The organism is Sphingomonas sp. Marseille-Q8236, from assembly GCF_965112005.1.
In genome coordinates, this window is record NZ_CBCOPO010000002.1 from 460,021 (window position 1) to 485,519 (window position 25,499).

Annotated in this window: 21 protein-coding genes; 13 read left to right on the plus strand and 8 right to left on the minus strand. The window is 65.7% G+C overall.

Going from position 1 to position 25,499, the window contains the following annotated elements; all coding sequences use genetic code 11:
• Window positions 1-18 precede the first annotated feature (18 nt).
• The 9 genes from ACWPWT_RS14515 to ACWPWT_RS14555 all read left to right on the plus strand — a co-directional run bounded on the left by ACWPWT_RS14515 (window position 19) and on the right by ACWPWT_RS14555 (window position 9,159).
• Window positions 19-786 (plus strand): phosphatidate cytidylyltransferase, encoded by a 768-nt coding sequence (locus tag ACWPWT_RS14515; RefSeq protein WP_454280975.1) that lies wholly within the window; start codon window positions 19-21, stop codon window positions 784-786.
• Window positions 786-1,943, plus strand: a complete 1,158-nt coding sequence (gene dxr / locus ACWPWT_RS14520; RefSeq protein WP_454280274.1) for a 1-deoxy-D-xylulose-5-phosphate reductoisomerase — start codon at window positions 786-788, stop codon at window positions 1,941-1,943. Before ACWPWT_RS14515 ends, dxr begins: the two co-directional genes overlap by 1 nt.
• Complete coding sequence (gene rseP / locus ACWPWT_RS14525) at window positions 1,940-3,076, plus strand: RIP metalloprotease RseP (protein WP_261270447.1); 1,137 nt, start codon at window positions 1,940-1,942, stop codon at window positions 3,074-3,076. Before dxr ends, rseP begins: the two co-directional genes overlap by 4 nt.
• A 70-nt stretch (window positions 3,077-3,146) precedes the next feature.
• Window positions 3,147-5,885, plus strand: a complete 2,739-nt coding sequence (gene bamA, locus ACWPWT_RS14530; protein ID WP_405051380.1) for an outer membrane protein assembly factor BamA — start codon at window positions 3,147-3,149, stop codon at window positions 5,883-5,885.
• Window positions 5,885-6,556 carry an OmpH family outer membrane protein gene (locus ACWPWT_RS14535; RefSeq protein ID WP_454280275.1) on the plus strand — a complete coding sequence of 224 codons (672 nt, stop codon included), beginning with the start codon at window positions 5,885-5,887 and terminating at the stop codon, window positions 6,554-6,556. Before bamA ends, ACWPWT_RS14535 begins: the two co-directional genes overlap by 1 nt.
• A gap of 43 nt (window positions 6,557-6,599) precedes the next feature.
• Window positions 6,600-7,052, plus strand: a complete 453-nt coding sequence (fabZ, locus tag ACWPWT_RS14540) for a 3-hydroxyacyl-ACP dehydratase FabZ (RefSeq protein WP_454280976.1) — start codon at window positions 6,600-6,602, stop codon at window positions 7,050-7,052.
• Between the two features lie 98 nt (window positions 7,053-7,150).
• Window positions 7,151-7,381 (plus strand): 50S ribosomal protein L31, encoded by a 231-nt coding sequence (gene rpmE, locus ACWPWT_RS14545; RefSeq protein WP_007404343.1) that lies wholly within the window; start codon window positions 7,151-7,153, stop codon window positions 7,379-7,381.
• Window positions 7,382-7,545: 164 nt separating this feature from the next.
• Window positions 7,546-7,668: a hypothetical protein gene (locus ACWPWT_RS14550; protein WP_454280276.1), complete on the plus strand. Its 123-nt coding sequence runs from the start codon at window positions 7,546-7,548 to the stop codon at window positions 7,666-7,668.
• 108 nt (window positions 7,669-7,776) lie between these two features.
• Window positions 7,777-9,159, plus strand: a complete 1,383-nt coding sequence (locus ACWPWT_RS14555; protein WP_454280977.1) for an L-serine ammonia-lyase — start codon at window positions 7,777-7,779, stop codon at window positions 9,157-9,159.
• Window positions 9,160-9,181: 22 nt separating this feature from the next.
• Here ACWPWT_RS14555 and ACWPWT_RS14560 read toward each other — a convergent pair whose 3' ends face one another.
• From ACWPWT_RS14560 to ACWPWT_RS14585, 6 genes are all read right to left on the minus strand, one after another.
• Window positions 9,182-9,976, minus strand: a complete 795-nt coding sequence (locus ACWPWT_RS14560; protein ID WP_454280277.1) for a ThuA domain-containing protein — start codon at window positions 9,974-9,976, stop codon at window positions 9,182-9,184.
• Between the two features lie 149 nt (window positions 9,977-10,125).
• A complete protein-coding gene (locus ACWPWT_RS14565; RefSeq protein ID WP_454280278.1) occupies window positions 10,126-11,685 on the minus strand; it encodes a DHA2 family efflux MFS transporter permease subunit in 1,560 nt (519 codons plus the stop codon).
• Window positions 11,685-12,854 (minus strand): efflux RND transporter periplasmic adaptor subunit, encoded by a 1,170-nt coding sequence (locus ACWPWT_RS14570; RefSeq protein ID WP_454280279.1) that lies wholly within the window; start codon window positions 12,852-12,854, stop codon window positions 11,685-11,687. Before ACWPWT_RS14570 ends, ACWPWT_RS14565 begins: the two co-directional genes overlap by 1 nt.
• Window positions 12,851-14,254, minus strand: coding sequence for an efflux transporter outer membrane subunit (locus ACWPWT_RS14575; protein WP_454280280.1), 1,404 nt, complete (start codon window positions 14,252-14,254; stop codon window positions 12,851-12,853). Before ACWPWT_RS14575 ends, ACWPWT_RS14570 begins: the two co-directional genes overlap by 4 nt.
• Window positions 14,251-14,703: a MarR family winged helix-turn-helix transcriptional regulator gene (locus ACWPWT_RS14580; RefSeq protein ID WP_454280281.1), complete on the minus strand. Its 453-nt coding sequence runs from the start codon at window positions 14,701-14,703 to the stop codon at window positions 14,251-14,253. The genes ACWPWT_RS14575 and ACWPWT_RS14580 overlap by 4 nt, the downstream gene beginning before the upstream one ends.
• 62 nt (window positions 14,704-14,765) lie before the next feature.
• Window positions 14,766-16,535: a M14 family metallopeptidase gene (locus ACWPWT_RS14585; protein ID WP_454280282.1), complete on the minus strand. Its 1,770-nt coding sequence runs from the start codon at window positions 16,533-16,535 to the stop codon at window positions 14,766-14,768.
• Between the two features lie 190 nt (window positions 16,536-16,725).
• Between ACWPWT_RS14585 and ACWPWT_RS14590 the strand changes: the two genes are divergently transcribed.
• Window positions 16,726-18,864, plus strand: coding sequence for a TonB-dependent siderophore receptor (locus ACWPWT_RS14590; RefSeq protein ID WP_454280283.1), 2,139 nt, complete (start codon window positions 16,726-16,728; stop codon window positions 18,862-18,864).
• A gap of 42 nt (window positions 18,865-18,906) precedes the next feature.
• Here the strand turns inward: ACWPWT_RS14590 and ACWPWT_RS14595 are convergent, their stop codons facing one another.
• Window positions 18,907-21,396: a glycoside hydrolase family 9 protein gene (locus ACWPWT_RS14595; RefSeq protein WP_454280284.1), complete on the minus strand. Its 2,490-nt coding sequence runs from the start codon at window positions 21,394-21,396 to the stop codon at window positions 18,907-18,909.
• Window positions 21,397-21,674: 278 nt separating this feature from the next.
• Window positions 21,675-23,036, minus strand: a complete 1,362-nt coding sequence (locus tag ACWPWT_RS14600; RefSeq protein ID WP_454280285.1) for a cation:proton antiporter — start codon at window positions 23,034-23,036, stop codon at window positions 21,675-21,677.
• 197 nt (window positions 23,037-23,233) lie between these two features.
• Between ACWPWT_RS14600 and ACWPWT_RS14605 the strand changes: the two genes are divergently transcribed.
• From ACWPWT_RS14605 to ACWPWT_RS14615, 3 genes are read left to right on the plus strand one after another with little or no spacing between them, the layout of a single operon-like run.
• Window positions 23,234-23,470, plus strand: a complete 237-nt coding sequence (locus tag ACWPWT_RS14605) for a type II toxin-antitoxin system Phd/YefM family antitoxin (protein ID WP_454280286.1) — start codon at window positions 23,234-23,236, stop codon at window positions 23,468-23,470.
• Complete coding sequence (locus ACWPWT_RS14610; RefSeq protein WP_454280287.1) at window positions 23,470-23,946, plus strand: VapC toxin family PIN domain ribonuclease; 477 nt, start codon at window positions 23,470-23,472, stop codon at window positions 23,944-23,946. Before ACWPWT_RS14605 ends, ACWPWT_RS14610 begins: the two co-directional genes overlap by 1 nt.
• Window positions 23,947-23,951: 5 nt before the next feature.
• Complete coding sequence (locus ACWPWT_RS14615; protein WP_454280978.1) at window positions 23,952-25,493, plus strand: tryptophan halogenase family protein; 1,542 nt, start codon at window positions 23,952-23,954, stop codon at window positions 25,491-25,493.
• Window positions 25,494-25,499 lie beyond the last annotated feature (6 nt).

Here is a 25,499-nt window from a genome sequence, read left to right on the forward strand (position 1 = left end):
ACCCCGCCCGTCGGAGCCATGTCCAACCTGACCAAAAGGGTGCTCGCCAGTATCGTCATGATCGCGGTGGCGAGCGTCTGTCTGGCGCTGGGCGGACTGGCCTTCTGGTTGCTGGCGGTCGTCGTCGCGCTGTTCATGATGGCTGAGTGGTCCGATCTTCTGAAGATCGAGCGCCCGCGCAAGCGGCTGGCGCAGTTCGCCTTGTCGGTGCCGCTGGCGATCATGGCACCGGGGCTGGCGGCTGGGCCGGGCTTCTTCGCACTGGGGCTGATCGCCGGGGTCTTCTTCTTCCTGACCATCATTTCGCGTCGGCCGGATTATGGCGCGGGCGCGCTCTATGTCGGGTTGCCGGTCTTTTCGCTGCTGGCGATCCGGCTGCATGACGATGGTCTGGCCCTGTCGCTCTGGGCGATGGCGCTGGTCTGGGCCTGCGACAGCGGCGCATTCTTCGTGGGGCGGCAATTTGGCGGGCCGAAGCTTGCTCCGGCGATCAGCCCGGCCAAGACCTGGTCGGGCCTGATCGGCGGCATCGCGGCGGCCACGTTGCTGGCGGTGGTGATGCATGTCTATCATGGCCTGCCCATGTTTCTCGTCATCGCCACGCCGCTGCTCGCGGTGCTGGCGCAGATGGGCGACCTGTTCGAAAGCTGGCTCAAGCGGCGCGCCGGTGTGAAGGACAGCGGCAACGTCCTGCCCGGCCATGGCGGCGTGATGGACCGGCTGGACGGCATCGTGCCGGTCGCGCCGGTGGCGGCTTTCCTGATCTTCCTGCCGGACCTGTTCTGATGCGTAGCGTTACGATTCTGGGCGCGACCGGTTCGGTCGGTACCTCGACCCTGGATTTGATCGAGCGTGAGCCTGACCGCTATCGGGTTCGCGCGCTGACCGCCAATTGCGATGTCGCCAAGCTCGCGGCGGCGGCGAAGCGGACTGGCGCCGAACTGGCGGTGGTTGCGGACGAGCGCTGCCTGCCCGATCTGCGCGATGCGCTGGCGGGCACAGAGACGCGTGTTGCGGGCGGCCGTGCGGCGGTGATCGAGGCGGCGGCGAGCGGCGCGGACTGGACCATGGGCGCGATCGTCGGCTGCGCCGGGCTGGAGCCCGCCATGGCGGCGATCGCCCATGGCGGGACGGTGGTGCTCGCCAACAAGGAGCCGCTGGTTTCCGCAGGCGAGGTGGTGTTGGCGGCGGCGGCCAGGGCAGGGGCGACGCTCCTGCCGGCGGACAGCGAGCATAACGCCATCTATCAATGCTTCGACTTCGCCCGACCCGAGCGGGTGCGGCGGATCGTGCTGACCGCCAGCGGCGGACCGTTCCGCGAATCGAGCACCGAGGAAATGCGCCGTGTCACCCCCGAACAGGCGGTGGCACATCCCAACTGGTCGATGGGCGCCAAAATCTCGGTCGACTCGGCGACGATGATGAACAAGGGGCTGGAACTGATCGAGGCGGCCCGGCTGTTCCCCGTCCCGGCCGACCGGATCGAGATCGTGCTTCATCCGCAATCGATCATCCATTCGGCGGTCGATTATGTCGATGGCTCGATGTTGGCGCAGCTCGGCCCCTCCGACATGCGGGTGCCGATCGCCCATTGCCTGGCCTGGCCCGACCGGATGCCGACTCCGATGGCGCCACTCGATCTGGTGGCGCTGGGGAGGATGGACTTTGCCGCGCCCGACCCGCTTCGTTTTCCCGCGCTGCGGCTGGCGCGTGCGGCGCTGGAGGCGGGGGGCGCTGCCCCAGCCATCTTGAATGCGGCGAATGAGGTCGCGGTCGCAGCTTTTCTCGCGCGGCGTATCGGCTTCCTCGAAATTGCCGCAATCGTCGAACATGTTCTCCACTGCTACGACCCGGCCCCGCCGGAAACGCTCGATGCGGTGATCGCGATCGATGCGGAGACGCGGGTGTTGGCGGCCGAGCGCGTTGAGGATTGCGTCGTTTGATCGAAACCCCCGGCCTGTTGCTGACCGTTCTGGCCTTCATTCTCGCTCTCGGTCCGCTCGTGTTCGTGCACGAGATGGGTCATTACCTTGCCGGCCGCTGGTTCGGGGTGAAGGCGGAGACATTCTCGATCGGCTTCGGTCGGGAGATTTTCGGCTTTACCGACAAACGCGATACGCGGTGGAAGATCGGCTGGCTGCCGCTGGGCGGTTACGTCAAGTTCGCGGGCGACATGAACCCCGCCGGCCAGCCCGATGCGGCCTGGCTCTCTTTGCCCCCTGAAGAGCGCGCCCGGACCTTTCAGGCCAAGCCGGTCTGGCAGCGCGCGATCATCGTCGCGGCGGGCCCGGCGATCAACTTCGTCGCCGCCATCCTGATCCTGGCTGGTTTCGCCTATGCTTATGGCGAGGTGGTGATCCCGCCGGTGGTCGGTCAGGTGATGCCGGGCAGCGCGGCGGCCTCGACGACGCTTCGCGCCGGCGACCGGGTGACCGCGATCGGGGATCGCACCGTCACCGACTTCGCCGACATCGCCCGCTATGTGCAGATTCGCGCGGGCGAGCGGGTGACCATCACCGCCGAGCGGGACGGGCGCAGCTTCACGACCGAGACGACGGTCGGCACCGAGCAGCAGCGCGACCGATTCGGCAACAGCTATCGCATCGGTCGCCTGGGGCTTCGCGGCTCTGGCCAGGTTGATCTCCGCCCGGTCGGGCTGCTCCGCGCGCCCGTCGTCGCGGTCCAACGGACCGGTGAGATCGTCCGCATGATGGTCGAAACGCTCGGGCAGGTGATCTCCGGCCGTCGCTCGGTGAAAGAACTCGGCGGGCCGGTGTCGATCGCCAAGGTGTCGGGCGAACAGATGTCGCTGGGCCTGGACGCCTTTGTTTTCTTCGTGGCGCTGGTGTCCATCAATCTGGGGTTCATCAACCTGTTGCCAGTGCCGATGCTGGATGGCGGTCATCTTCTTTTCTACGCGATCGAAGCGGTGCGGCGGCGTCCCCTGGAGCCGGCAGCCCAGGAATGGGCATTTCGCGGCGGTTTGATCGCAATTCTGGCCCTGATGCTGTTCGTTACGTTCAACGATCTGGGCAATTTGGGCCTATGGCGGAATATCGCCGGCTTGATCGGTTGACGACGATGGGGCAGGGCGCGGTTACGACAGGGGTCGGTTCGACTTTTCTGGGGTGGGTTTGGTGACAGCAATGACGGGTATGAAGACTGTGCGCGCGGGCGCCATATTGCTGGCGGGCACGATGCTGTCCGGCGTTCCCGTCTGGGCGCAGACCGCACCGACCGCCCCCGGCGGTGCCGCCGCCCCGACATCGGTCGTCGCGCCCGCGCCGGTGCGGACGATCAAGACCCTCCGCGTCGAGGGTGCACAGCGTATCGAACCTGAGACGGTGCTGTCCTATACCAAGCTGCGGGTCGGCATTCCCTATACGCCCGAAACGCTCGACCAGGCGCTGAAGGATCTTCAGGCGTCGGAGCTGTTCGCCGACTTCTCCATCTCGGGCGTCGAGTCCGGTGACATCGTGCTGCGCGTGCGGGAGAATCCGATCATCAACCGGGTCATTCTGGAGGGCAACAAGCGCCTGAAGGAAGACAAGATCAAGAAGGAGATCAAGCTGTCTCCTCGCCAGATCTTCACCCGTACCGCCGTGCGACAGGACGTGGCGCGCATCGTCGAACTCTATCGCCGCCAGGGTCGTTTCGGCGCAGTGGTCGAGCCGAAGATGGTCAATCTGGACCAGAACCGCGTCGACGTGGTGTTCGAGATCAGCGAGGGGCCCAAGTCCAAGGTCCGCCAGATCAACATCATCGGTAACGAGAAATTCTCCGACGACGAACTGCGTGGTGCGATGTACACCAAGCAGTCGCGCTGGTTCCGTTTCCTGTCCTCGGCCACCAGCTACGATCAGGATCGCCTGGCGGCCGACCAGCAGAAGCTGCGCGCCTTCTATCTGTCCAACGGCTATGCCGACTTCCGCGTGACCAGCGCGGTGGCCGAGCTGACCCCGGACAAGAAGGACTTCATCATCACTTATGTGGTGGAGGAAGGTCCGCGCTACAAGTTCGGCGACGTCAAGGTCGACAGCCAGATCCGCGACTTCGACAATGACAAGCTCGCCCAGTCGCTGCCGATGAAGAAGGGCGACTGGTACAACGCCAAGCTGATCGAGGATTCGATCGACAGCCTCAGCCAGACGGCGGGCCTGTTCGGCTATGCCTTCACCGACGTGGAACCGAATTTCCAGCGCGACAAGGAAGCGCTGACCATGTCGATCACCTTCAACATCGCCGAAGCCAAGCGGACCTATGTCGAGCGGATCGACATCAACGGCAACACCCAGACGCAGGATAAGGTCGTCCGCCGCGAAATCCGCGTGGCCGAGGGGGATGCCTTCAACAGCTTCCAGGTCCGCCGCAGCCAGGACCGCATCAACTCGCTTGGCTATTTCCAGGAAAAGCTGGAGATCAAGCAGAACCCCGGCTCGACGCCGGACCGGATCGTTCTGGAAACCAATGTCGAGGAACAGTCGACCGGCTCGTTGCAGCTGTCAGCCGGTTATTCGTCGCTGGAACGCTTCATCATCCAGGCGAACATCACCCAGCGCAATTTCCGCGGCAAGGGCCAGGAATTGCGCGCGGGCGTCAACTACTCGGCCTATTCCAAGTCGATCGAGCTGGGCTTCACCGAGCCTTATGTGTTCGACAAGAATATTGCGCTCGGCGTCGATGTGTTCCGCCGCGACTTCAACTCGTTCAACTATCTGGGCACCACGCGCCAGACGACCTACAGCCAGGTCTCGACCGGCTTCCAGGTCCGTGCGGGCGTGCCGCTGACCGAATATTGGTCGCTGTCGGGTCGCTATGGCCTGACCTATGACCAGGTTGGCCTGGACTCGTCGTTCTTCAATGCGGACGGCAGCTGTAACTTCCAGCAGGCGGGCCGCTATCTCTGCGACTCGATCGGCAATCGCTGGACCTCGTCCATCGGCTATTCGTTGATCTATGACAGCCTGAACAGCCGCCTGCGTCCGACGGCGGGTCATCGCTTCTCGTTCAGCCAAGACTTTGCCGGTCTTGGCGGCGACGTGAAGTATATCCGCACCCGCGCGGAAGGCGCCAAGTTCAAGGGGCTGGGCAAAGGCTTCGTCTTCTCGATCTTGGGCGAGGGCGGTTATATCCACTCGCTCGAAGGCAGCCGTGGTCCCGGTATCGATCCGGTCCGCATCGTCGACCGCTTCTATTTGGGTGAGCCGCAGTTCCGCGGCTTCGACATTCGTGGCGTCGGCCCGCGCGTGCTGCGCGTGCCCTATGTCATCGGCAACGACGGCAGCCAGTCGCTCAGCAAGGACCGGCAGCAGTTCGTCGACGACGCACTGGGCGGCCGCGCTTACTATCTGGCGCGTGCGGAGCTGGAAATCCCATTGGGTTCGGGCGCGCGTGAGATGGGTCTGCGCCCCAGCGTCTATGTCCAGGCGGGCAGCCTGTGGGGCGTCACCCGCCCGCTGGCCTCGCTCAACTTCCCGCAGGCGAAGGACGCCAACGGCAATCCCTTGTTCAATAAGGACGGCTCGCCGACGCTGGCGCCGGTCGCCCAGACGGACACACAGGGACGCCCGCTTTTTCAGGTGCCTACCAACGACAGCACCACGGCGGACAAGACGGCGGGCCTCACCACCACCTGCCAGACCGGCTACTCTGCGACGCTGGGTGGCGCTTGCTCCGGTTCGACGGCCAATATCGCGCTTCAGAACACCAACTATGCCCAGGAGCAATTCTACCTCGGCACCTGGAAGCCGCGCGTGTCGATCGGCATCGGTGTGAACTGGAATTCACCATTTGGACCGCTGCGCATCGATCTGGCCAAGGCATTGGTCACGCAGCCGGGCGACGACCCCAAGCTTATCACTTTCAACGTAGGGACGCAGTTCTGATGAAGACGATTTCCAAGCTCCTTCTCGCGGCGGCTCTCGTCGCGCCGGCCGCCACGGTGGCCACGAGCGCCAGCGCCCAGGTCAACGGCGTCGCCGTTGCCGATCCGCAGGGCGCGATTGCCGGTTCGCGTGCCTGGACGACCGCGCGGCAGCAGATCGAGACGACCTACAAGACGCAGCTCGACCAGGCCGAAGCCCGTCGTGCCGCGATCGGCCGCGAGCTGGAGCCGCTGGTCCAGGCGTTCCAGACCGCCCGTTCGGCCCCCAACGCCAACGAAGCCGCGCTGCGCACCCAGGCTCAGTCGATCCAGGCGAAGCAGCAGGCCGGTGAGCAGGAACTCGCCCGCCTGACCCAGCCCGCCGCCCGTGCACAGGGCTATGCGGTCGAGCAGATCCAGGCGCGTCTGGGCGAAGCGGTGCAGAACGCCGTGCGCGCCAAGAATGTCAGCCTGCTGGTCAGCCCGCAGGCGGTGCTGTTCATGCAGCCGACCGCCGACATCACCTCGGCGGTGACGGCCGAGCTCGACAAGCTGGTCCCGACCGTCAGCATCACCCCGCCCGCCAACTGGCAGCCGGGTCAGCAGGGTCAGCAGCAGGGTGCTGCGCCCGCTGCCGCTCCGGCCGCGACCCCCGCTACGGCGCCCGCGCGTCGTCAGAACAGCGGCCGGTAATTCGTCCGTGAGCGACGTCGTGAATGACGCGGTGAAGACCGTCATGGGCCCGCTGGACGTTACCCGGGTCATGGCGGCGATCCCCCACCGATATCCGATGCTGCTGGTCGATCGTGTCGAGGAACTGGTCCTCGACACGTCGATCCGCGCGGTGAAGGCGGTGACGATCAACGAGGGCTTTTTCCAGGGCCATTATCCCGGCCGTCCGATCATGCCGGGCGTGCTGATCGTGGAGGCGCTGGCGCAAGCCGCCGGTGTCCTGGGTGTGGAGAGCCTGGGCCTCGCCAATTCGGGCAAGCTCGTCTACTTCATGTCGATCGATGGCGTGAAGTTCCGCAAGCCTGTCGAACCCGGCGTGCTTCTGCATCTGGAGGTCGAGTTCGTGTCGAAGCGGACTCGGGTCTGTAAGTTTGCGGGTGTCGCCAAGATCGACGGCGCCGTCGTGGCGGAGGCCAATTTCACCGCGATGATCGCCGACCCGCCCGCCGAGGCGTGACGGCACCACGTCGCTTTTGACTATCGGGGCGCAGTCCGCTATGGGCCGCGCCTTGAGCTTTTAGGCTGGTCGGAACCAGCCATTTCCGGAGCAATATCATGAAGACCGATACCCATCCCGACTATCACATGATCAAGGTGCAGATGACCGACGGCACCGTGTTCGAAACCCGCTCCACCTGGGGCAAGGAAGGCGACACGATGCAGCTCGACATCGATCCGCTGGCGCACCCGGCCTGGACCGGTGGCCGTGGCCAGATGCTGGACACCGGCGGTCAGGTCGCGCGCTTCAACAAGCGCTTCGGTGGCGGTCTCACGCTCCGCAAGTAACCACTTCGCTCGTTCGAGCGGATGTCGACCGGGCCCGGTACTTCCTAGGGGAGTGCCGGGCTTTGTTGCGTAAGGGGCGTGATGGATGGGACTTGCCATGAGTCGGTTCGCGCCTCGTCGAGCGGAATGCATGGTCTCTGCGCGATATGGGTCTGCAGCGGCATATGATCGACGCCGCCAAAGGTGATGGCATCAGGATCAGGGTGCGGATCGTCCGATCGATGAACGTCATCGCCGACTGCCATGTCGACCAAGTCATGCCGGTCGAGACGGGAGAGGCGCCGTAGCGAGACTTGGGAAAGGCCGTTTTCGCGGCTGGCCCGTGACGGGCGATTGGGCTAGTCATCGGCAAACCGGTAACAACTGGAACGATCGTGACCCTTCCTGCCAGCCCAATGACCACCTTGCCACGCAGTGAAGACAGCATCGCCGCCGTCAGCGTCACGGAATTGTTCACGATCGGGATCGGTCCATCGAGTTCGCACACCGTCGGCCCGATGCGCGCGGCCAAGGCGTTCGCGGCGGAAATGCTCGACACCGGCTTGGTCCCGGAACGGGTGCAGGCCGAGCTGTTTGGATCGTTATCGCTGACCGGCCGTGGCCATCATAGCGATCGTGCGGTCCTGCTAGGGCTGGCCGGGGAAACGCCCGAGACGGTCGATCCCGACGCGATCGAGGGGCTGCTCGCGAATATCGCCCGAACGGGTGAGATCCGCCTCGACGGACGGCATGATCTGCCCTTCGACTATGAGGCCGACTTGCTGTTCCGACCGGGCTTTCTGCCCGCGCATCCCAATGGCATGGTCTTCACCGCCTTTTTGGCGGACGGCAGCGCGGTGGTGCGGCGCTTCTATTCGATCGGTGGTGGCGCGATCCGCATGGAGGGGGCCGAGCCGATGCGGACCAACCGTCGCTTGGCACATCCCTTTGCCTCGGGCGCGGAACTGCTGGAACGGGCGGCCGAGACCGGTCTGTCGATCGCGCAGATCGTGCGAGCCAATGAAGCGGCATGGCGCGAGGATGGCGAGACCGACGCGTTTCTGGACCGGGTTCGCGATGCGATGTGCGGTGCGATCGAACGGGGCTGTGCCGCATCAGGCATCCTGCCGGGGGGATTGAAGGTCCAGCGTCGCGCACAGGCGATCCGGCAGAAGCTGCTCGATCGCGGGCCGCGCACCGATCCGAGCCTGGTGTTCGAATGGGTCAGCCTGTGGGCGCTGGCGGTCAACGAGGAAAATGCGGCCGGGGGCAGGGTCGTCACCGCCCCCACGAACGGCGCGGCGGGCGTCATCCCGGCGGTGCTGCGCTATTATGAGACCTTCGTCCACGGTGCGACGCGTGACGGAATGCGGACCCTGTTGCTGACGGCGGCGGCGGTGGGGATGCTCTACAAGAAGCGCGCCTCGATTTCGGCGGCGGAGATGGGCTGTCAGGGCGAGGTCGGCGTCGCCTGTTCGATGGCGGCGGCGGGGCTGGCGGCGGCGCTGGGCGGCAGCCCTTCGCAGGTGGAGAATGCCGCCGAGATCGGCATGGAGCATAATCTGGGCCTGACGTGCGATCCGATCGGCGGCCTTGTCCAGATCCCCTGTATCGAGCGCAATACCATGGGGGCGATCAAGGCGATCAACGCCGCCTATCTCGCGCTCCATGGCGATGGGCGGCATATCGTCAGCCTGGATCAGGTCATCGAGACGATGCGCCAGACCGGCGAAGATATGAAGTCGCAGTATAAGGAAACCAGCCTGGGGGGCCTGGCCGTGAATGTGGTCGAGTGCTGACGCGCGGCTGCGCAATGACGGGCTAAGACCGCGCGGCCCAGCGGATTGCGTTGGTCAGGATGCGGCGATAGGCGGGGTCGTCGTAAAGCTGCGGCTCATGGCCCAGCGCCGAGTAGAAGACCCGGCCCATGGTGCGGGGATTGATCCACATGACCGGATGGGTACCCATGCGCAGCTTCTCGCCCGGACGATAGCTCGCCTCGTCCACCCGAGCGAGGACGGTCATGCCACGCGCGGCGGGATTGCCGTCGAAGCTGTACCATTCGTCGCGCGCGACCCAGGGCATGCGGACCCCGGCCAGGATGGGATGACGCGGCTGGGCGGCGATGGCGCGGGCGGACTGGATATGATCCTCGCCATTGGGGTGCCCGATAAAGGTCGTGCCGATGATCGTATTGGCATACCAGGGCTCCTTATGGCTGTCGTCGCCCGCCGCGTGGAGCGCGACCACGCCGCCACCTCTTGCCACGAACCGGGCGAAGGCCGCCTGCTGCTCGGGCGTCAGGAAATCGCCGCTCGCACTGTTCAGTACGACGACCGAGAAATGGGATAGCTGCTCGTCATTAAAGACGGCGGCATTTTCGGTCGTGAAGCTGGGGCGATCGAGCCGCTTGGCGATATCGGCGAGAACGATGTTGGAATGGGGGATGTGCTCGATATGTCGCCAGCCATTGGTCTTGGAGACGATCAGCACGCCGCGATCGATTCCGACGGGTAGGACAGGGGCCACGCTGTCGATAATACGCCCCGGCAGATGCGGATCGGACGGGGCCTGCGCCACTGCGAGCAGTGCCATGATCGTAAGTGTTTTCAGCATCATCCGTCTCCCTTTTTGGGGAGCGTAGCAGATCCTCCCATGGACGGGGAGGGGGTGGCCAGGCGCAATGAGGAGTGTCACCGCTGGTGGTGATACTCCTCATTCGGTTCTTCGCGCTGCCGGCTCCCCTGCCAAGGCAGGGATTAGCGTCAATCCGCCGCGATCGGTCCGTCATGCGGCTTGGGTCGCCGGGTGAACCAGGTCAGCGCCGCCAGCACGATGCACAGCCAGGCCGAGACATAGAAGATGTCGGTCGATGCCAGCAGATAGGCTTGCCCCACCATCTGCCGCGTGACGGCGGCGGCGGCCTGCGTATCGGTCAGGCCCAGATGGTTGAGCCCGGTCCGTGTCATCTGCCACACCGGGTTCTGGCCGATCGCCTCCGACAGATGCGCCTGGTGCATCGCCTCGCGCCGGTCCCACATGGTGGTGGTCAGCGACGCGGCGAAGCTGCCCGCGGTGATGCGCGCGAAGTTGGAAATGCCGGTGGCCGAGGGAATACGCGCTTGCGGCACCCCGTCCAGTGCAATGGTCAGCATGGCGAGGAAGAAGGTGCTCATCGCGATGCCCTGCACCATCAGGGGCAGCACGAAGTCGCTGAAGCTCGCCTGGGTGTTGAGCCCCGATCGCATCCAATAGGACAGGCCGAAGGCGGCAAAGGCGATGGTGGCCATGATCCGCGCATCGACCTTGCCCGAAAGACGCGCGACAAACGGGGTCAGGACCACCGCCACCGCCCCGCTGGGCGCGGCGACGAGACCGGCCCAGGTCGCGGTATAGCCGAGTTGCGTCTGGAGCCAGAGCGGCAGCAGCAGCGTATTGGCGAAGAACACCGCATAGCCCAGGCAGAAGGCCAGCGTCCCGAGGCTGAAATTCCGCCCCTTGAACAGCGACAGGTCGACCGCCGGATTGGCGTCGGTCAGTTCCCAGATCAGCCAGGCGACGAAGCCGACGACCGCGATCACCGTCATCACGACGATCCGGGTCGAATGGAACCAGTCGTCATTCTTGCCCAGGTCGAGCATCATCTGAAGCGCGCCGACCCAGACGACCAGCATGATCAGTCCGACCTTGTCGATCGGCAGGTTGCGGGTCGGGGTTTCGCGGCTCGACAGCCCGCGCCAGCACACGCCCGCGCAGAACAGGCCGACCGGCACGTTGATGAGGAAGATCCAACTCCAGTGATAATTGTCGGAGATATATCCGCCCAGGATCGGCCCCATGATCGGCGCGACCAATGTGGTCATCGACCATATGCCGAGCGCGGTCGACCGCTTCTGCGGCGGGAAGATCGAAATGAGCAGCGCCTGACTGCCCGGGATCATCGGCCCCGATACCGCTCCCTGGAGTACGCGAAAGCCGATCAGCGAGGACAGGTCCCATGCGATGCCGCACAGGAAGGACGCGATGGTAAACAGCAGCACCGACACGCAGAAGGTGCGTACCACGCCGAACTTTCCCATCAGCCAGCCGGTCAGCGGCACCGCCACGCCATTGGCGACGGCGAAGGCGGTGACGACCCAGGTCGAATTGTCCGAACTGACGCCCAAATTGCCCGCGATGGTGGGCAGCGAGACGTTGGCGATGGTCGAATCGAGCACCTGCATGAAGGTGCCCAGCGCCAGCGCGAAGGCGACCAGCGCCAGCGCCGGACCTTTCAGCGGCGCGGGACCTTCCCCCGCGCCGCCCTGTGCGGGGGCGCCGGCCATCAGCGATTGGCCGCGATGATCTGCGCGATCCGCGCTTCCACCGCCGGGTCGTTCGCATCGGTGGCGCGGGTCTGATAGGCTTGGGCGGCGGCGGTGCCGATCCGCGGGCCATTCTGGTCGGCCGTATCCACCGTGACCGTCGCGGACAGGCCGACGCGCAGCGGGTTCTGGCGCAATTCGTTGGCGTTCAGCCCGATGCGGACCGGCACGCGCTGCACGATCTTGATCCAGTTGCCGCTGGCATTCTGCGGCGGCAGCAGCGCGAAGGCATTGCCGCTGCCCGCGCCCAGGCCGATGACCTTGCCATGATAGACGATCTTGCCGCCATACATGTCGGCGACGATCGTCGCGGGCTGGCCGATGCGGACGTCCTTCAACTGGGTCTCGCGGAAATTGGCATCGACCCATAGCCGGTCGAGCGGAACCACCGCCATCAACGGCGTCCCCGCTGCGACCTGCTGCCCGACCTGAACGGTGCGCTGGGCGACGACACCGTCGATCGGCGCGACGATATGCATATGGTTGCGGGTGATCGCGGCGCGGCGATAGGCGGCGATGGCGGCCATCACGGCGGGGTTGGTCCCCACATTGGTGCCCTGCACGGCGGTCCGTGCCTGGGCCGCCTGCGCGCGGGCGAGGTTGAGATTCGCCGTCGCGACCTTCACCGCGTCGGCCGCGTGGGACAGTTCCTCGCCCGACACCGCGCCCTCGGCGGCGGCGCCGCGACGGCGGGCATAGTCGTCGCGCGCGCGGGCCAGTTCGGCCTGCGCCTGGACGATCCCGGCGCCGCTCTGGTTGACCTTGGTGAAGTCGGCGCGGGTCGCGCGAACCGCACGCGCCAGTTCTGCGGCGGCGGAGGCCAACCCGACATCGGCCGTCGCCGGATCGAGGTCGAGCAGCGGCGCACCCGCCTTCACCGTCTGCGTATTGTCGGCATGGATGGCGAGCACCGTGCCCGGATCGCGCGCGGTGATCGACACCACGTCGCCCGCCACATAAGCGTCGTCGGTCTCTTCCTCCGGCTTGGCGAGCAGGAAGTGGAACACCGCCCATATGACCGCCGCGACCACCACGACGACGAGAAGGATGGTCAGCCCGGTCCTGCGTGCCCTGGGCTTGCCGGACGGGGCGGTTGCCGGGGAGGGGGCGGCGGCTTCGGTGTCGCTCATTGCGTGATACCTTGCGAAGAAGAGGAGAAACCACCGCCCAGGGCGACGGCCAGCGCAATGCGCGCCTGGACCGCATCGGCGGCGAGATTGGCGTCGGCCTGGTCGGCCTCCAGCTGGCGAATGTCGGGGTCGATCAGGCCAAGCTGCGATTGCAGCCCGCTCGACACCCGGATGGCGTTGAGGCGGCGGGTCTCGGACAGGCCGCGCACCACCTCGGTCTGGCGGGCGCGCTCGGTTGCGAGCGTCCTGCTTCGAGTCACCGCGTCGGCGGCCTCGCGGACCGCGCCGACGACGCGGTTGTTATAGTCGGCAGTGGCAAGGTCGAGCGCGGCGGTCGCCCCCGCCAGCCCGGCGCGCAGCCGCCCGCTGTCGAAGATCGGCAGATGGATGGCGGGGCCCGCGCCGGCCGTGCCCGCATCGGCCGTGAACAGATTGCCGAGCCCGACCGCCTGGAACCCGGCCAGCGCCATCAGATTGACGTTGGGCAGAAACGCCTTGCGCGCCACCTCCTGCCCGGCGGACGCCGCATCGATCCGGGCGAGCGACGCCGCGATGTCGGGGCGTCGCGCCAGAAGGTCGGCGGGCACCATCGCGGGGATGGGTAGCGCGGCGTCGAAGGCGATCCGGGTCGGTGTGATCGTCGCGGAATAATCCAGGCCGCGTCCGGCCAGTGCGGCCAGGGCGTTGCGTGACAGGGCAGCCTGTGCCTCTGCCCGTGCCAGTGCCACCTGCGCCTGGGCCAGCAGCGTCTGCGCGCTGGAGGCGTCGAGCTGACTGGCAAGCTGATGGCGGATGCGCGACTGGACCAGCGAGAGCGAACGGGTGCGCGTTGCAATGGTCTGGCGGGCGATGGCTGCCTGCCGCTCGGCCCGCGCCAGTTCGACATAGGTCTGCGCGACCGATCCGGCGAGCGCCAGTCGGGCGGCCGTCACATCGAGCGCCGCCGCACGGGTGGAGGCGCGCGCCGCCTCGATCGCGGCGGCCTGTCGCCCGAACAGGTCGATCGTCCAGTTCAGATTGGCCTGCGCCTGTCCCAGCCACTGGGTCGTGCCCGCATAGGGCGGCGGGATCGTGTAGCGGCCGGAAATCCGGCTATATTGCTCCTGCGCGTCGAGCGAGACGGCGGGACCGTCATCGGCACGGCGGCTGGCCAGCACCGACTCCGCCTGCCGCAACCGCGCCAGCGCCACGGTAAGGGACGGGTTGCCGGTCAGCGCATCGTCGACGATCCGGTCGAGCTGCGGATCGCCCAGCCCGCGCCACCAGTCGGTCGCGACGAGCGGGGCCTGCGCATCGCCCAGCCCCAGCGTCTCGGGCGCGGTCGGGGTGACGGCGGGATGCGCCTGGGGAACGGAACAACCCGCAAGAAGCAGGGCGATGAGGGGGATAGTCCGCTTCATGCTTCATTCTCCAGGCGATCGCGGAGGCGCTGCAGATAGCCGATCAGGCGATCGATATCCTCATCCGCCCAGTCGGACAGCCAGCCGCTCCACATCGCCGTGGCCTTGTCCTTGCACCGCATCGCGATCTCGCGCCCCTGCTCGGTCAGGCTCAGGCGCACGACCCGGCGATCCTCGGTGCAGCGGCAGCGTTGGATCAGGCCCCGCTCTTCCAGCGTGTCGACGATGCGGGTGGTCGCGCCGGTGTCGTGGCACAGATGGCGCGACAGCTCGGCGGCGGTGCCGCCCACGCCATATTGGACCGCCATCAGGGCGCTCCATTGAACGTGCGTCACCTCTTCGTCGGCGAAGATCGGCTCCATGCCGATCCTACCAAGCTGGAAGACCCGCTTGGTCAGGTAACCGACCGAACGTTCAGGATCAAAGGGTTGGGACTCGGAGCATGTCATATCGCTGCCATGGCAATGATTGCCATGGCAGTCAATTTGCCCGGTCGCTCATGACATATTTGTCATCGGGGCTCACGCAGGATCGGATAGGAGCGGACGAAACGATCGCGATAGGGCGAATGGTCGAACAGCCAGTTCAATCGCGCCTCGCCATCGGCGGCAAAACCCGGATCTGCGTCCAGCTTGGCCTGGAATGCGGCCTTCAGCCGGGCGTCCTGTTCGAGCATCCGGTCAGCCATGGGCGCGAAGACAAAAGCCTCGGTGCGGACGGGCGCGGTCAGCATCTGTGGATAAAAGCCCCAGGCCATCAGCGAATCCTGGCTTTCCGGCTCCAGCAGTGCGGCGGCAAGCAGGCCTAGCGGTTGATCGGCCGAAACGCGGACACTGCCGGTCGGAAGGGTTCGCTCTGCCGTTTCGTGCCGCACGCGCGCGTCGACGGGATAGCGACCGTCGGACGGTGGCAGCGGTCTTGCCTCGGTCACGGTGATCTGATCCAGCGGCAGCGTGCGCGGCGCGTCGATCGTGTCGAAGGCGATGCCGTGCCATTTCAGCCGCTCGATCGTCTCGACCTGTTCGGGCGGAATCCACCAGGCCTTGGGCAGGGTGACGATTTCGGTCGGGCTTTGGCCGATGATCGGTATGCGAAGGGTGCGTGGCTGCCCGTTCCAGCGTTGCTCCTGTCGTCCCGAGGCGGGGGAGAGATAGAGGTCATGGCCGATGCCCTTGAAGTCGATCCATCCGATCGGCTGGGCGGCTTGTGTCCACCGGGTCAGCAATGTTGCGGGGCGCGAGGCACGGTCGGCGGCCTTGGCGGCGGCGATCCGGTCCGCATCCTGCCCCGCCAGGCGCAATGCGGCCTCAAGGAGCACATAGGTGCCGAGAACCCGCTGACGAAACGGCTTGAGCATATGGTTTTCGACCAGCACGGTCGGGATGCCGATAAAATCGCCGTAGCCAGTCGAGTAACGCGGCCCTTCAGGGCTGTATCGGATGCCCTTGGACGGATCGCGGACGTCGATGGGGCTGGGATAGATGACCGAGATATGCCCCGCTTGCGTCAGCGCGGTCATGGCCCGATCGGTGAAGCGCTGCTCCAGCCAGTCGGCGGTCGCGCGGTGACGGGCATAGCGACCCCAGCCCGCATAGGTGAAGCTGATGTCATATTGCTGGTCGAACCCGTCGCTGTCGTGCAGGTCGACGTACAGAATGGGATCGAATTGGCGCAGCAGCGCGACGACGGCTCGCGTTTCGGGCGCATCCAGCTTGGCATAGTCACGGTTCAGGTTGATATTGCGGGCATTGGCCCGCTCGCCCTTTTCGGCCGGACCGCGCTGGTGCGGACGGTTGAAGGCGGTCATCCGCTCATGCCCGTCGACGTTCAGGACGGGCACGAAGACCAGATCGACCTTGTCGAGAATATCCGCCTTGCCGCGAAACGCGATGTCGCGGAGCAGCATCAACCCGGCATCCTTGCCGTCGATCTCGCCCGAATGGATGCCGGCCTGCACCATGACGACGGGCTTGGGCGCGCCGCCCTTGCTGGCGCGGACATAGAGAAGCTCGCGACCCTCGGTCGTATGCCCGAACCCATGGACGCTTATCAACGGCGAGGCCGCGGCGAGCCGGTCGAGATATTGCCGGACCTCGGCAAAGGCTGGGCTCGTGGTGAAACCGGATGCCTCGGCGGGCGTGATCCATCGGTCGTCACGCCCGACGATCAGCTTTTCGCTGGCCCCGGACCATGCGGGTGCCGGGGGCAGAAGGGGAGAGACCGGCTGTTGGCCTAAGGCGGCGGAGGGTGATGCGAAACAGGCCAGGACGTAGCAGGCCATGGCGGTGCAGGTCAGGGCGATCGGGCGGCGACGCGGGATAATGACGAACCTCCTTTCAAAATTCAGCGTGCCGATATGATATTACATTGCGCTAAGCCATTCAAATATTATGCGATTGATTATCATTATTGTTCGCACTAGGGCCGTCTCCAATAGGCTCGATGGGGCATATTGTGTTAGCGGAGGAAGTATGAAGCGCAGCCTGATGGCGGCCATGTCGGTCGGTGTCGCGTCACTGGTTTGGGGCGGGCCGGCCTTTGCCGCCGAGACAGCGGCTTCTGCCGATCCCCAGCGATCGGACGACATCATCGTCAATGGCGCGCGCGTCGCGCAGGCGGGGGATCAGGAAAGCGCGTCCCCGACCGGCCTGGCGCTGTCGCTGCGCGAGACGCCGCAGTCGGTGACGGTGATCGACCGGCAGCGGATCGACGACTTCGCATTGACCAACGTCCAGGACCTGCTGACCCAGACGGTCGGCATCAATGTCGAGCGGACCGAGACCGACCGTACCGAATTCAATTCGCGCGGGTTCGATATCACCAATTTCCAGTTCGACGGCATCGGCCTGCCGATGTTCTACAACATCCAGACCGGCGATCTCGACACCATCCTGTTCGACCGGGTCGAGGCGGTGCGCGGCGCGAACGCGATCATGACCGGCGTCGGCAATCCGTCCGCAACGATCAACTTCCTGCGCAAGCGCCCGACCAAGAGCTTCCAGGCCAATGGCTCGGCCTATCTGGGCTCGTTCGATATGTGGCGGTTGGAAGGCGACATGTCCGGCCCGCTGACCGGGGACGGGTCCCTGCGGATGCGGGCGATCGGCGCGCATGAGGAGCGGGACAGCTATCTCGACTATAATCATGTCAACCGCGACGTGGTGGCGGGGCTGCTTGCCTGGGACGTGACGCCTGCGCTGACCGCGACCTTGGGCTATTCGCGGCAGGACAATCGCTCGCGCGGCGTGCTGTGGGGGGCGTTGCCGCTGACCTATAGCGACGGCACACGGATCGATTATGCCCGCTCGGCCTCGACCTCGGCGGACTGGACCTATTGGAATGTCCTCGACCAGACCGCGTTCGGTGAACTGGCCTGGCGGCCGTTCGGCGACTGGGCGGTGCGCGGTGTCGTCACCTATCGGCGGTTCGAGGAGAGCGCGCGGCTGCTCTACGCCTATAACCTGCCGAACCGGGCAACGGGGCTGGGCGTTGCCGGACTGACCGGGCGCTACGACTCGAATTACGACCAGCTCCTGTTCGACGGCTATGCCTCGGGCAGCGTGTCGCTGTTCGGGCGCGACCATCAACTGGCCTTTGGTGTCTCGACCGGCCGGTCGAATGGCGAGCAATATGAGGGTCAGGCGCTCGGGGCCATCGACTATGGCGATATTCGCAATCTCGCCAACTTCCGCGCCCCGCAGGTCGGCTATGCGCCGATGGTGCTGCAGGCGGATACGCAGGATCGCCTGACCCGCGCTTATGGCGCGATGCACCTGAACCTGACCGATCGGCTAAAGGGCGTGGTGGGCGCGACGGCGATCTGGCTGCGGAGCTCGGGCGAATCCTACGACGTCGACCAGACCCGCCGGAACAGCCGCGTCACCCCCTATCTGGGCGCGCTGTACGACCTGACCAGTCATGTCACCGCCTATGCCAGCTATACCGGCATCTTCAATCCGCAGAGCGAGGTGGACATCACCAACACCCGCCTCGCGCCCGCACGCGGCTCCAGCATCGAGGCGGGGTTGAAGGGCGAATGGCTGGATGGCCGCCTCTATGGCTCGGCGGCGGTCTTTCGTGCCGAGCAGAAGGGGCTGGCGCTCTATGCGGGTTCCTTCAACGGCGCCAATGGCCCGGTCGGCGTGAACTATTATACCGGGCAGGACACCGTCTCGAAGGGGTTCGAGATCGAGCTGGCGGGGCGCATGACCGACCGCTGGCTGCTGTCGGGGGGCTTTACCCATCTTCAGGTCGAGGATGGCGACGGCACCCGGTCGCGTCCCTTCATCCCGCGCGACACGTTCAAGCTGGCGGCGACCTATAGCATCGAGCAGCTGAACGACCTGAGACTGGGCGGCCAGTTCCGCTATCAGAGCCGGATCAGCAACGACAGCGGCGCTGTGACGGCCGCCGGGCAGGCGATCCCGGTGGTGCAGGATGCCTATGCCACGCTCGATCTGCTGGGCAGCATCCGCCTGATCGACCATGTCCGCGCCAGCGTGAACCTGCGCAACGTCACCAACGCCAAATATCTGGGTACGCTGAAATATGGGCAGGCCTTTTATGCCGCGCCCCGCAGCATCCTGGCGACGCTGCGCTTCGATTACTGACGGTAAGCGGGGCGAGACGATTCTGTCTCGCCCCGTCCGGGATCAGCGACTTTCCTTCGTCGCCTCGATCGCGGCATTGGCGGCGAGGATATAAGCGGAGGTGGTCGCGACCGTATATTCGTTCTCGAACCACAGGAACGGCCAGTCGGTCTTCAATTCGGGGAAGTCCGGCTTGACGATCAGTACGCCGGGCACCAGCCCGCCCGGAATGAAGCCATAATCGGCCCGGTTATGGCCATAGCCGATCAGCTTGGACGCGGTGCCCACCGTGGAGACCAGCGACAGGTTGTTGGCCGGATGTCGGCCCAGCACGTAATCGATCGCGTTGAGCGTGTAGCCGGTGCCGATGATCTCTGGAAACGCCTTGTGCATCAGGTACATGGTCGATCCGAACTCGACCACCTGATGCGATCCGGCCCAGCTTCCCTCCGCAATGGGAACGCCGAAGGGGTTCTTGCTCACCTCCGCGTCCATCTTCGCCTTGGCCTGGCGGACCAGCGGCACCAGCGCGGCGCGGTAGCGTGCATCCATGAACGGGATGGCCCGCACCGCCGACGCACCGACCCAGGCAAAGCTCTTGGATATGACGGGCATCAGCGTGCGCAGGCGATCGGCATAGACGCGGTCGCCCTTGCTGGTGATCAGCATCTCGACCGTCGCACCGACATTGGCCCCGTCCGCCGACCAGGGTGAGCCGGAATCGTCGCGGCCATCGCCCGCCTTGATCTTGCCCTTCTGCTGGCGGCTCCACAGTATCTTGGCCGCATCCCACGCCTCCGCCGCCATGGCCGGATCGCTATCGGCCAGCGAGCGTGAGGCCGCGGCCAGCGCCCCCGCGACCGCCAGATTGTTGGCGGGCAGATCGGTGGTGAAGGCCCAGCGATCGTCCTGCGCGCCCGACGCGCCGCCCTTGCGCTCGCTGCCACCCAGCGCCGCGTCATAGGTCAGATTGTCGGTCTGCGATCCCGCATCGCCCAGATGGGCATATTGCCGCTGGGCCGGATCGATGATGCCGACGATCGCATGGCCGAAGACCTTATATTGGGCGAGCAGTTGCAGGACGCCGTGGCGAATCTGCTGGACGGCGTCCTGCTTGCCGTCGGGCTTGCGGATTTCGACGGCGCGCGCCGCCTCGTCCACGCTCGTCTCGTCCCAGTCGAGGCCATAGAGTTCGCGACCCCAGACCAGATCGCGCACCACGGCGGCGTTTTGCGGCGTCTGGATGTCGTAATCGCCCGCATCCTGAAAGCCGCCGACGTTCAGGCCGGGAATGTGCTCACCGGGCTTGAAGGGGGAATCGAGGTTCGGCCCCATTTTGTAGCCGTCGAAATGGACATGGTTGGGCGGGGCCTGCCGCGCGTCGTCGAGGTGCGAGGGCGCGGACCAGACGCGATATTGCTCGCGAATGCCGACATGATCCATCTGTTCGGCGATGAAGGTGTCGAGCGAGGTCTGCCAGATGCGGTCATAGGCATCGGCGGCGATGCGGAAGGGGTTCGTGGTCCGCCCGCCATAGGAAATGGCGTAGATGCCCGGATCGCGCACGCTGGAAAAGTCGAACGCGGCATAGTTATACCGCATCCAGCGACCACGTGGGCTGACGGCGGCGCGCAGCACCGACTGGCGCGTGCCATCGGCGGCGAGGCGGACCAGCTCCGCCTCGGCAGGGGCCGTCCCGTGCGGATCGGTTTCGATCAGCGCGATCTTCGGCCGACCCGGCGTATAGCCCGCCTGGTTGAACGACACGACCGGCGCGCGGACCCAGTCCTTCACGACATTGGGACGGACATGCCAGACGACCGCATTCTCCTTCGCCCCAGGCGCGATCAGCGAGCGGACGACGAACCAGCCATTCTGCGCCCGATTGCGCGCGTCATACAGCTCCAGCGGCCCCGCGTCCGAGGTGATGGTGAAGCGCGTCAACGGGTCTTCGGGTGACAGGGTGATCGACTTGCCGCCGGACGCCAGGGGCATCGGATCGCCCGATCCGTTCTTCGCCATCGGTCCGGTGGCATGGCGCGGGAACAGCCCGGGGGCCGCGTCCATCAGATAGGTCTTGCCGAAATAGCTGGTCGGCAGGAAGTCCAGATTGAACCCTGCCTTGCCTGCCAGGGCCGCGGGCAGCGGCTGATCCAGGTCGACCGCGATCCGAAAGCCATCGCCCTCCGCCGTCACCTTGACGCGGTAGCTCAGCCCCTGCTCCTTATAGGTGGAGCGGACGATCACCTGATTGGGTTCGGACCCGCGTGTCCGGCTGACAAAGGCGGGAACGGGGTCCCATTGCTCGGGTGTGGGGTTCAGCCGCACCGCGCAATCGGTGGCGATGCGTTCGCCGTGCAGGACGATCTGGATGCCGGCATTCTTCTCGTCGAAGAAGATCGGGCTGAAGTGATTCTGGTCGACCATTACGGTCAGCCCCTGGGTCTCCAGCGTTTCGGCCGGCGTGACCGTCAGCGATTGGGCATGGGCGGCACAGGCCCCGGCCACCAGACTCGCCGAGGTCAACAAAGCGATCCCTATCCGTTTCAGCATAACCCCTCCTATAGTAGCGCTATCATTTTTGGATGGAGGAGCCGACGTCACACCATTCCGGCGTGGGGCGTCTCCTGCCACACGAACGGGACGGTGTCCGCCTCCGCTGTTCGCGCAATCTGGGCTAGTATCCCGTATTAGACAATGAAAAAATGACGGGATTGCTTTGGGTTACTCTGCCGGGGGACGAGGGCCGTGCCGCCCTTGTCTGCCGGGCAGGGCATTTGGATGTAACGCTCACATAAGGGGGCCGGATGCGATCGGCCCAGACCGCCGCGTCAGGTGGAGGCGGTCTTGAGCGCCTCCATCTCGTCCATCAGCCGCGCCTTGCGGCCATAGACATATTCGAACAGGGGGCTCGCCATCATCGTCGTGACGATCGCCATCAGCACCAGCATCGAGAACAGGGTCGGGCCGATGATACCCTTTTGCAGCCCAATATTGATGATGATCAGCTCCATCAGGCCGCGCGAATTCATCAGCGCGCCGATGCCCATGGCGGTGCGGTTGTCTTCGCCGCAGGCGCGCGCCGCCAGATAGCAGGCGCCGAACTTGGCCGCGATCGAGGCGGCCAGAATGCCCAGCGCGATCAACAGCAGCGTGCCCGAATTGACCATGTCCATCCGCGTGTTGAGCCCCGAATAGGTGAAGAACATCGGCAGCAGCAGGACGACCGCCAGCGGTTCGACCTTCTTCTTCAACTCGGTGACGAACAGGCCCCGCGGCATGAAGACGCCCAGGATGAAACCGCCGAAAATGCCATGCACGCCGATCGCGTCCATGATGAAGGCGGAAGTGCAAAAGGCCATCAGTGTGATCGCCAGCACGTTCATGCTCATCTCGCCCCGCGCCTCGACCGCACGGCCCAGCGGCGCCAGAAGGCGGCGGCCGAACAGGACGAGAAAGCCCACATAGAGAAACGCACCGCCGATCGCCAGGATCGCCACCCCGCTGCCCCCGCCGAACGTCGCCAGCACTATGGCCAGCACGCACCAGGATGCCGCATCGTCGAACGCCCCCGCCGCCAGGGACAGGGTGCCGAGCGGACTGTTGGCCAGCCCCCGCTCGTTGATGATCCGCGCCAGCATCGGAAAGGCGGTCAGCGCGATACAGGCGCCCATGAACAGCGTCGCATTGGCCTGGCTGATCCCCGGCGCGAACAGGCCCGGTACGGTCAGCAGCAGGGGCGTGATCGCCACCGCGATCAGGAACGGCGCGATGACCCCTGATGCCGATACCGCCATCGCGCTGCGTGCCTTGGACTCGAAATGGTCAAGCCGCAGGGTCAGGCCGACCAGGAACATGTAGAGCGCGACCCCCAGTTGCGCGCCCGCATAAAGGACATTGCGCGTTTCCTTGGGAAAGATCGCGCCCTGCAGATCGGGGAAGGCCAGGCCGAGCAGCGACGGCCCCAGGATCACGCCCGCAATCATCTCCCCCACCACCGGCGGTTGCGCGAGGAAGCGCTGGCCGAACCAGCCGACGATCCCACAGGCGAGCAGGATGACCGCCAATTGCAGGAAGAAATGAATGCTATAGTCGCCGGGCGCATAGGTCGCCGCCGCTCCCGCAGTCGCGGGTCCATGGGGCGACAAAATGCCGCCAGCGGTGTGCCAGAAACTGTCGATGGCGTCGTTCATGCGATGCTGATCCCCCCGTCTCGCCCTTATCGGTGGGCGTGACCGGCGGATAGCGAGGCAAGTCACACCAAGTTGCAACGGGATTTTGCGGGGCGATGTGGGATTTCGAACGGCACATGGCAAATTGTGTTTTGGATGCTACAATGTAGGTACGTACCTACATATCAATGGGCCGTTCCGGACGGTCGGAGGCGCGGGTGAAGACGCTGACCAGTCGCGAGTTCAATCAGGATGTCAGCCGCGCCAAGCGGCTCGCGCGAATCGAACCGGTATTCATCACCGATCGCGGAAAGCCGACCCATGTCCTGCTGGGCATCGGTGCCTTTCGCCAATTGGCGGGGCAGACGGAGACGATCGTCGATCTGCTCGCCGATCCCGATGCGCGCCCCGTCGAACACGCGGTGGCGGGACGCGACTGGAACCGGCCGCGCTGATGTATCTGCTGGATGCGATGGTCGTGGCCGAACTGCGCGCCGCACGGGGCGGCGGGGCGGATCCCGGTCTGGTCGAGTGGGCGGCGGGGGTTCCGCGCCAGGAATTGTTCCTGTCGGCGATCACGCTGCTCGACCTGCAGGACGTGGCGCCGCCATCGCGGAAGGGCGCGACGGGCGGCGACTGGATTGCCGATCGCGTTTTGCCTGCGTTCGACGGGCGCATCCTGCCGGTCGATGTCGCGGTGGTCCGGCGTTCGGCGGGGCTGGGCTATCCAGTGATGCGCGATGCGCTGCTGGTGGCGACGGCGCTGGTCCACGGCCTGACCCTCGTCACGCGTAACGTGTCGGCCTATAAGGCGGGGCGGCCCAAGCTTTTCTCCCCATGGGGATTCGTGCCCGATGATAGCGGAGAGGATTGGCGGCAGGCGACGCGGGGCGGATCGCCCTGGTTCCGCAACCTGTTCGTAAGGATGTGACCGGGATGGACGGGCATAGCGGGGATGGGGGCCATCGTTCGATCCTGATCGTGGGTGGCGGCACGGCGGGGTGGCTGACCGCCGCCTATCTGGCGCGCTATCTGGGCGGGCGGCCCGACATTAAGATCACGCTGCTCGAAGCGCCGGACATCGGGGCGATCGGCGTCGGGGAGGGGGCCTTTCCGACGATGCGCAACACGCTGCGCTTCCTGGGGATCGACGAGGGGCATTTCATTCGCGCTGCGGGCGCGACCTTCAAACAGGGGATCCGCTTCGACGACTGGCGCCATGCCCCGACACCGGAGCGGCGGCACCGTTACTGGCATCCGTTCGAGCCGCCCTTTCAGGCGGACGGCGTCGATCTGGTGGCGCATTGGCTGTCCCAGGAGCCGTCCGGCCGCGTGCCCTTTGCCGAGGCGGTGACGATCCAGCACCGCGTCGCCGCCGCCGGGCGCGGCCCCAAACAGGCGGGGGAGGGGGCGTATGACGGCCCGTTAAGCTATGCCTATCATTTCGATGCGCATCGTCTCGTCGCGCTGTTGGCGGACCATGCGGTGGCTATGGGCGTTCGCCATCTGCACGGACGGTTGATCGGCGCGGCACGTGACGGGGCGGGGGCGATCGACCATATCCTCACCGACCATCACGGCTCGCTTGCCGCTGACCTTTACGTCGATTGCACGGGACAGCGGGCCGAACTGATCGGCGGGGCGCTCGGCGAGGAACTGGTGTCGGTCCGGGATCAGCTTTTCACCAATCGCGCGCTCGCCTGTCGCCTGCCGTATGACGAGGCGGCGGCAGGGGGCGGCCTGCCGACCATGACGGTCGCCACCGCGCATCGGGCAGGCTGGAGCTGGGACATCGGCCTGGCGCAGGGGCGGGGGATCGGCACGGTCTATTCCGACGCGCATATGGACGACGATACCGCATTGCGGACTCTGGCGGCCTATCTGGGGCGCGATCCGGCCATGGTCGAGCCACGCCTCCTGACCTTCGAGCCCGGCTATCGGCGGCGTCCGTGGATCGGCAATTGCGTGGCGATCGGGCTGGCTGGCGGGTTTCTGGAACCGCTGGAATCGACCGGCATCGTGCTGATCGAGGCGGCGGTGGCGATGCTGGCCGAGTTATTCCCCCATCGTGGTCCGATCGATGCGCCCGCCGCGCGGTTCAACGCGCTGATGACGGCGCGCTATCGGACCATCACCGATTTCCTGAAGCTCCATTACTGTCTCAGCCGCCGGGACGAGCCCTTTTGGCGGGACAATGTCCATCCGGGCTCGATCTCCGACCGGCTGCTCGATCTGCTGGCGCAATGGCGCTATCGACCGCCGGGGCGCTTCGACTTCACGCTCGATGTCGAGAGCTTCGCCTATTTCAACTACCAATATATCCTCTACGGCATGGGTTTCGCCGACGAGGCAGGGGGCGAGCCGTCGACGCGAGACGACGCGGCGGAGCGGCTGTTCCGCAAGCTGCGCGTCTTTGGTGACCGGGCGGTCGCCGACCTGCCCAGTCACCATGATCTGGTCGCCGCCATGCGGGCCTAAGCGCCA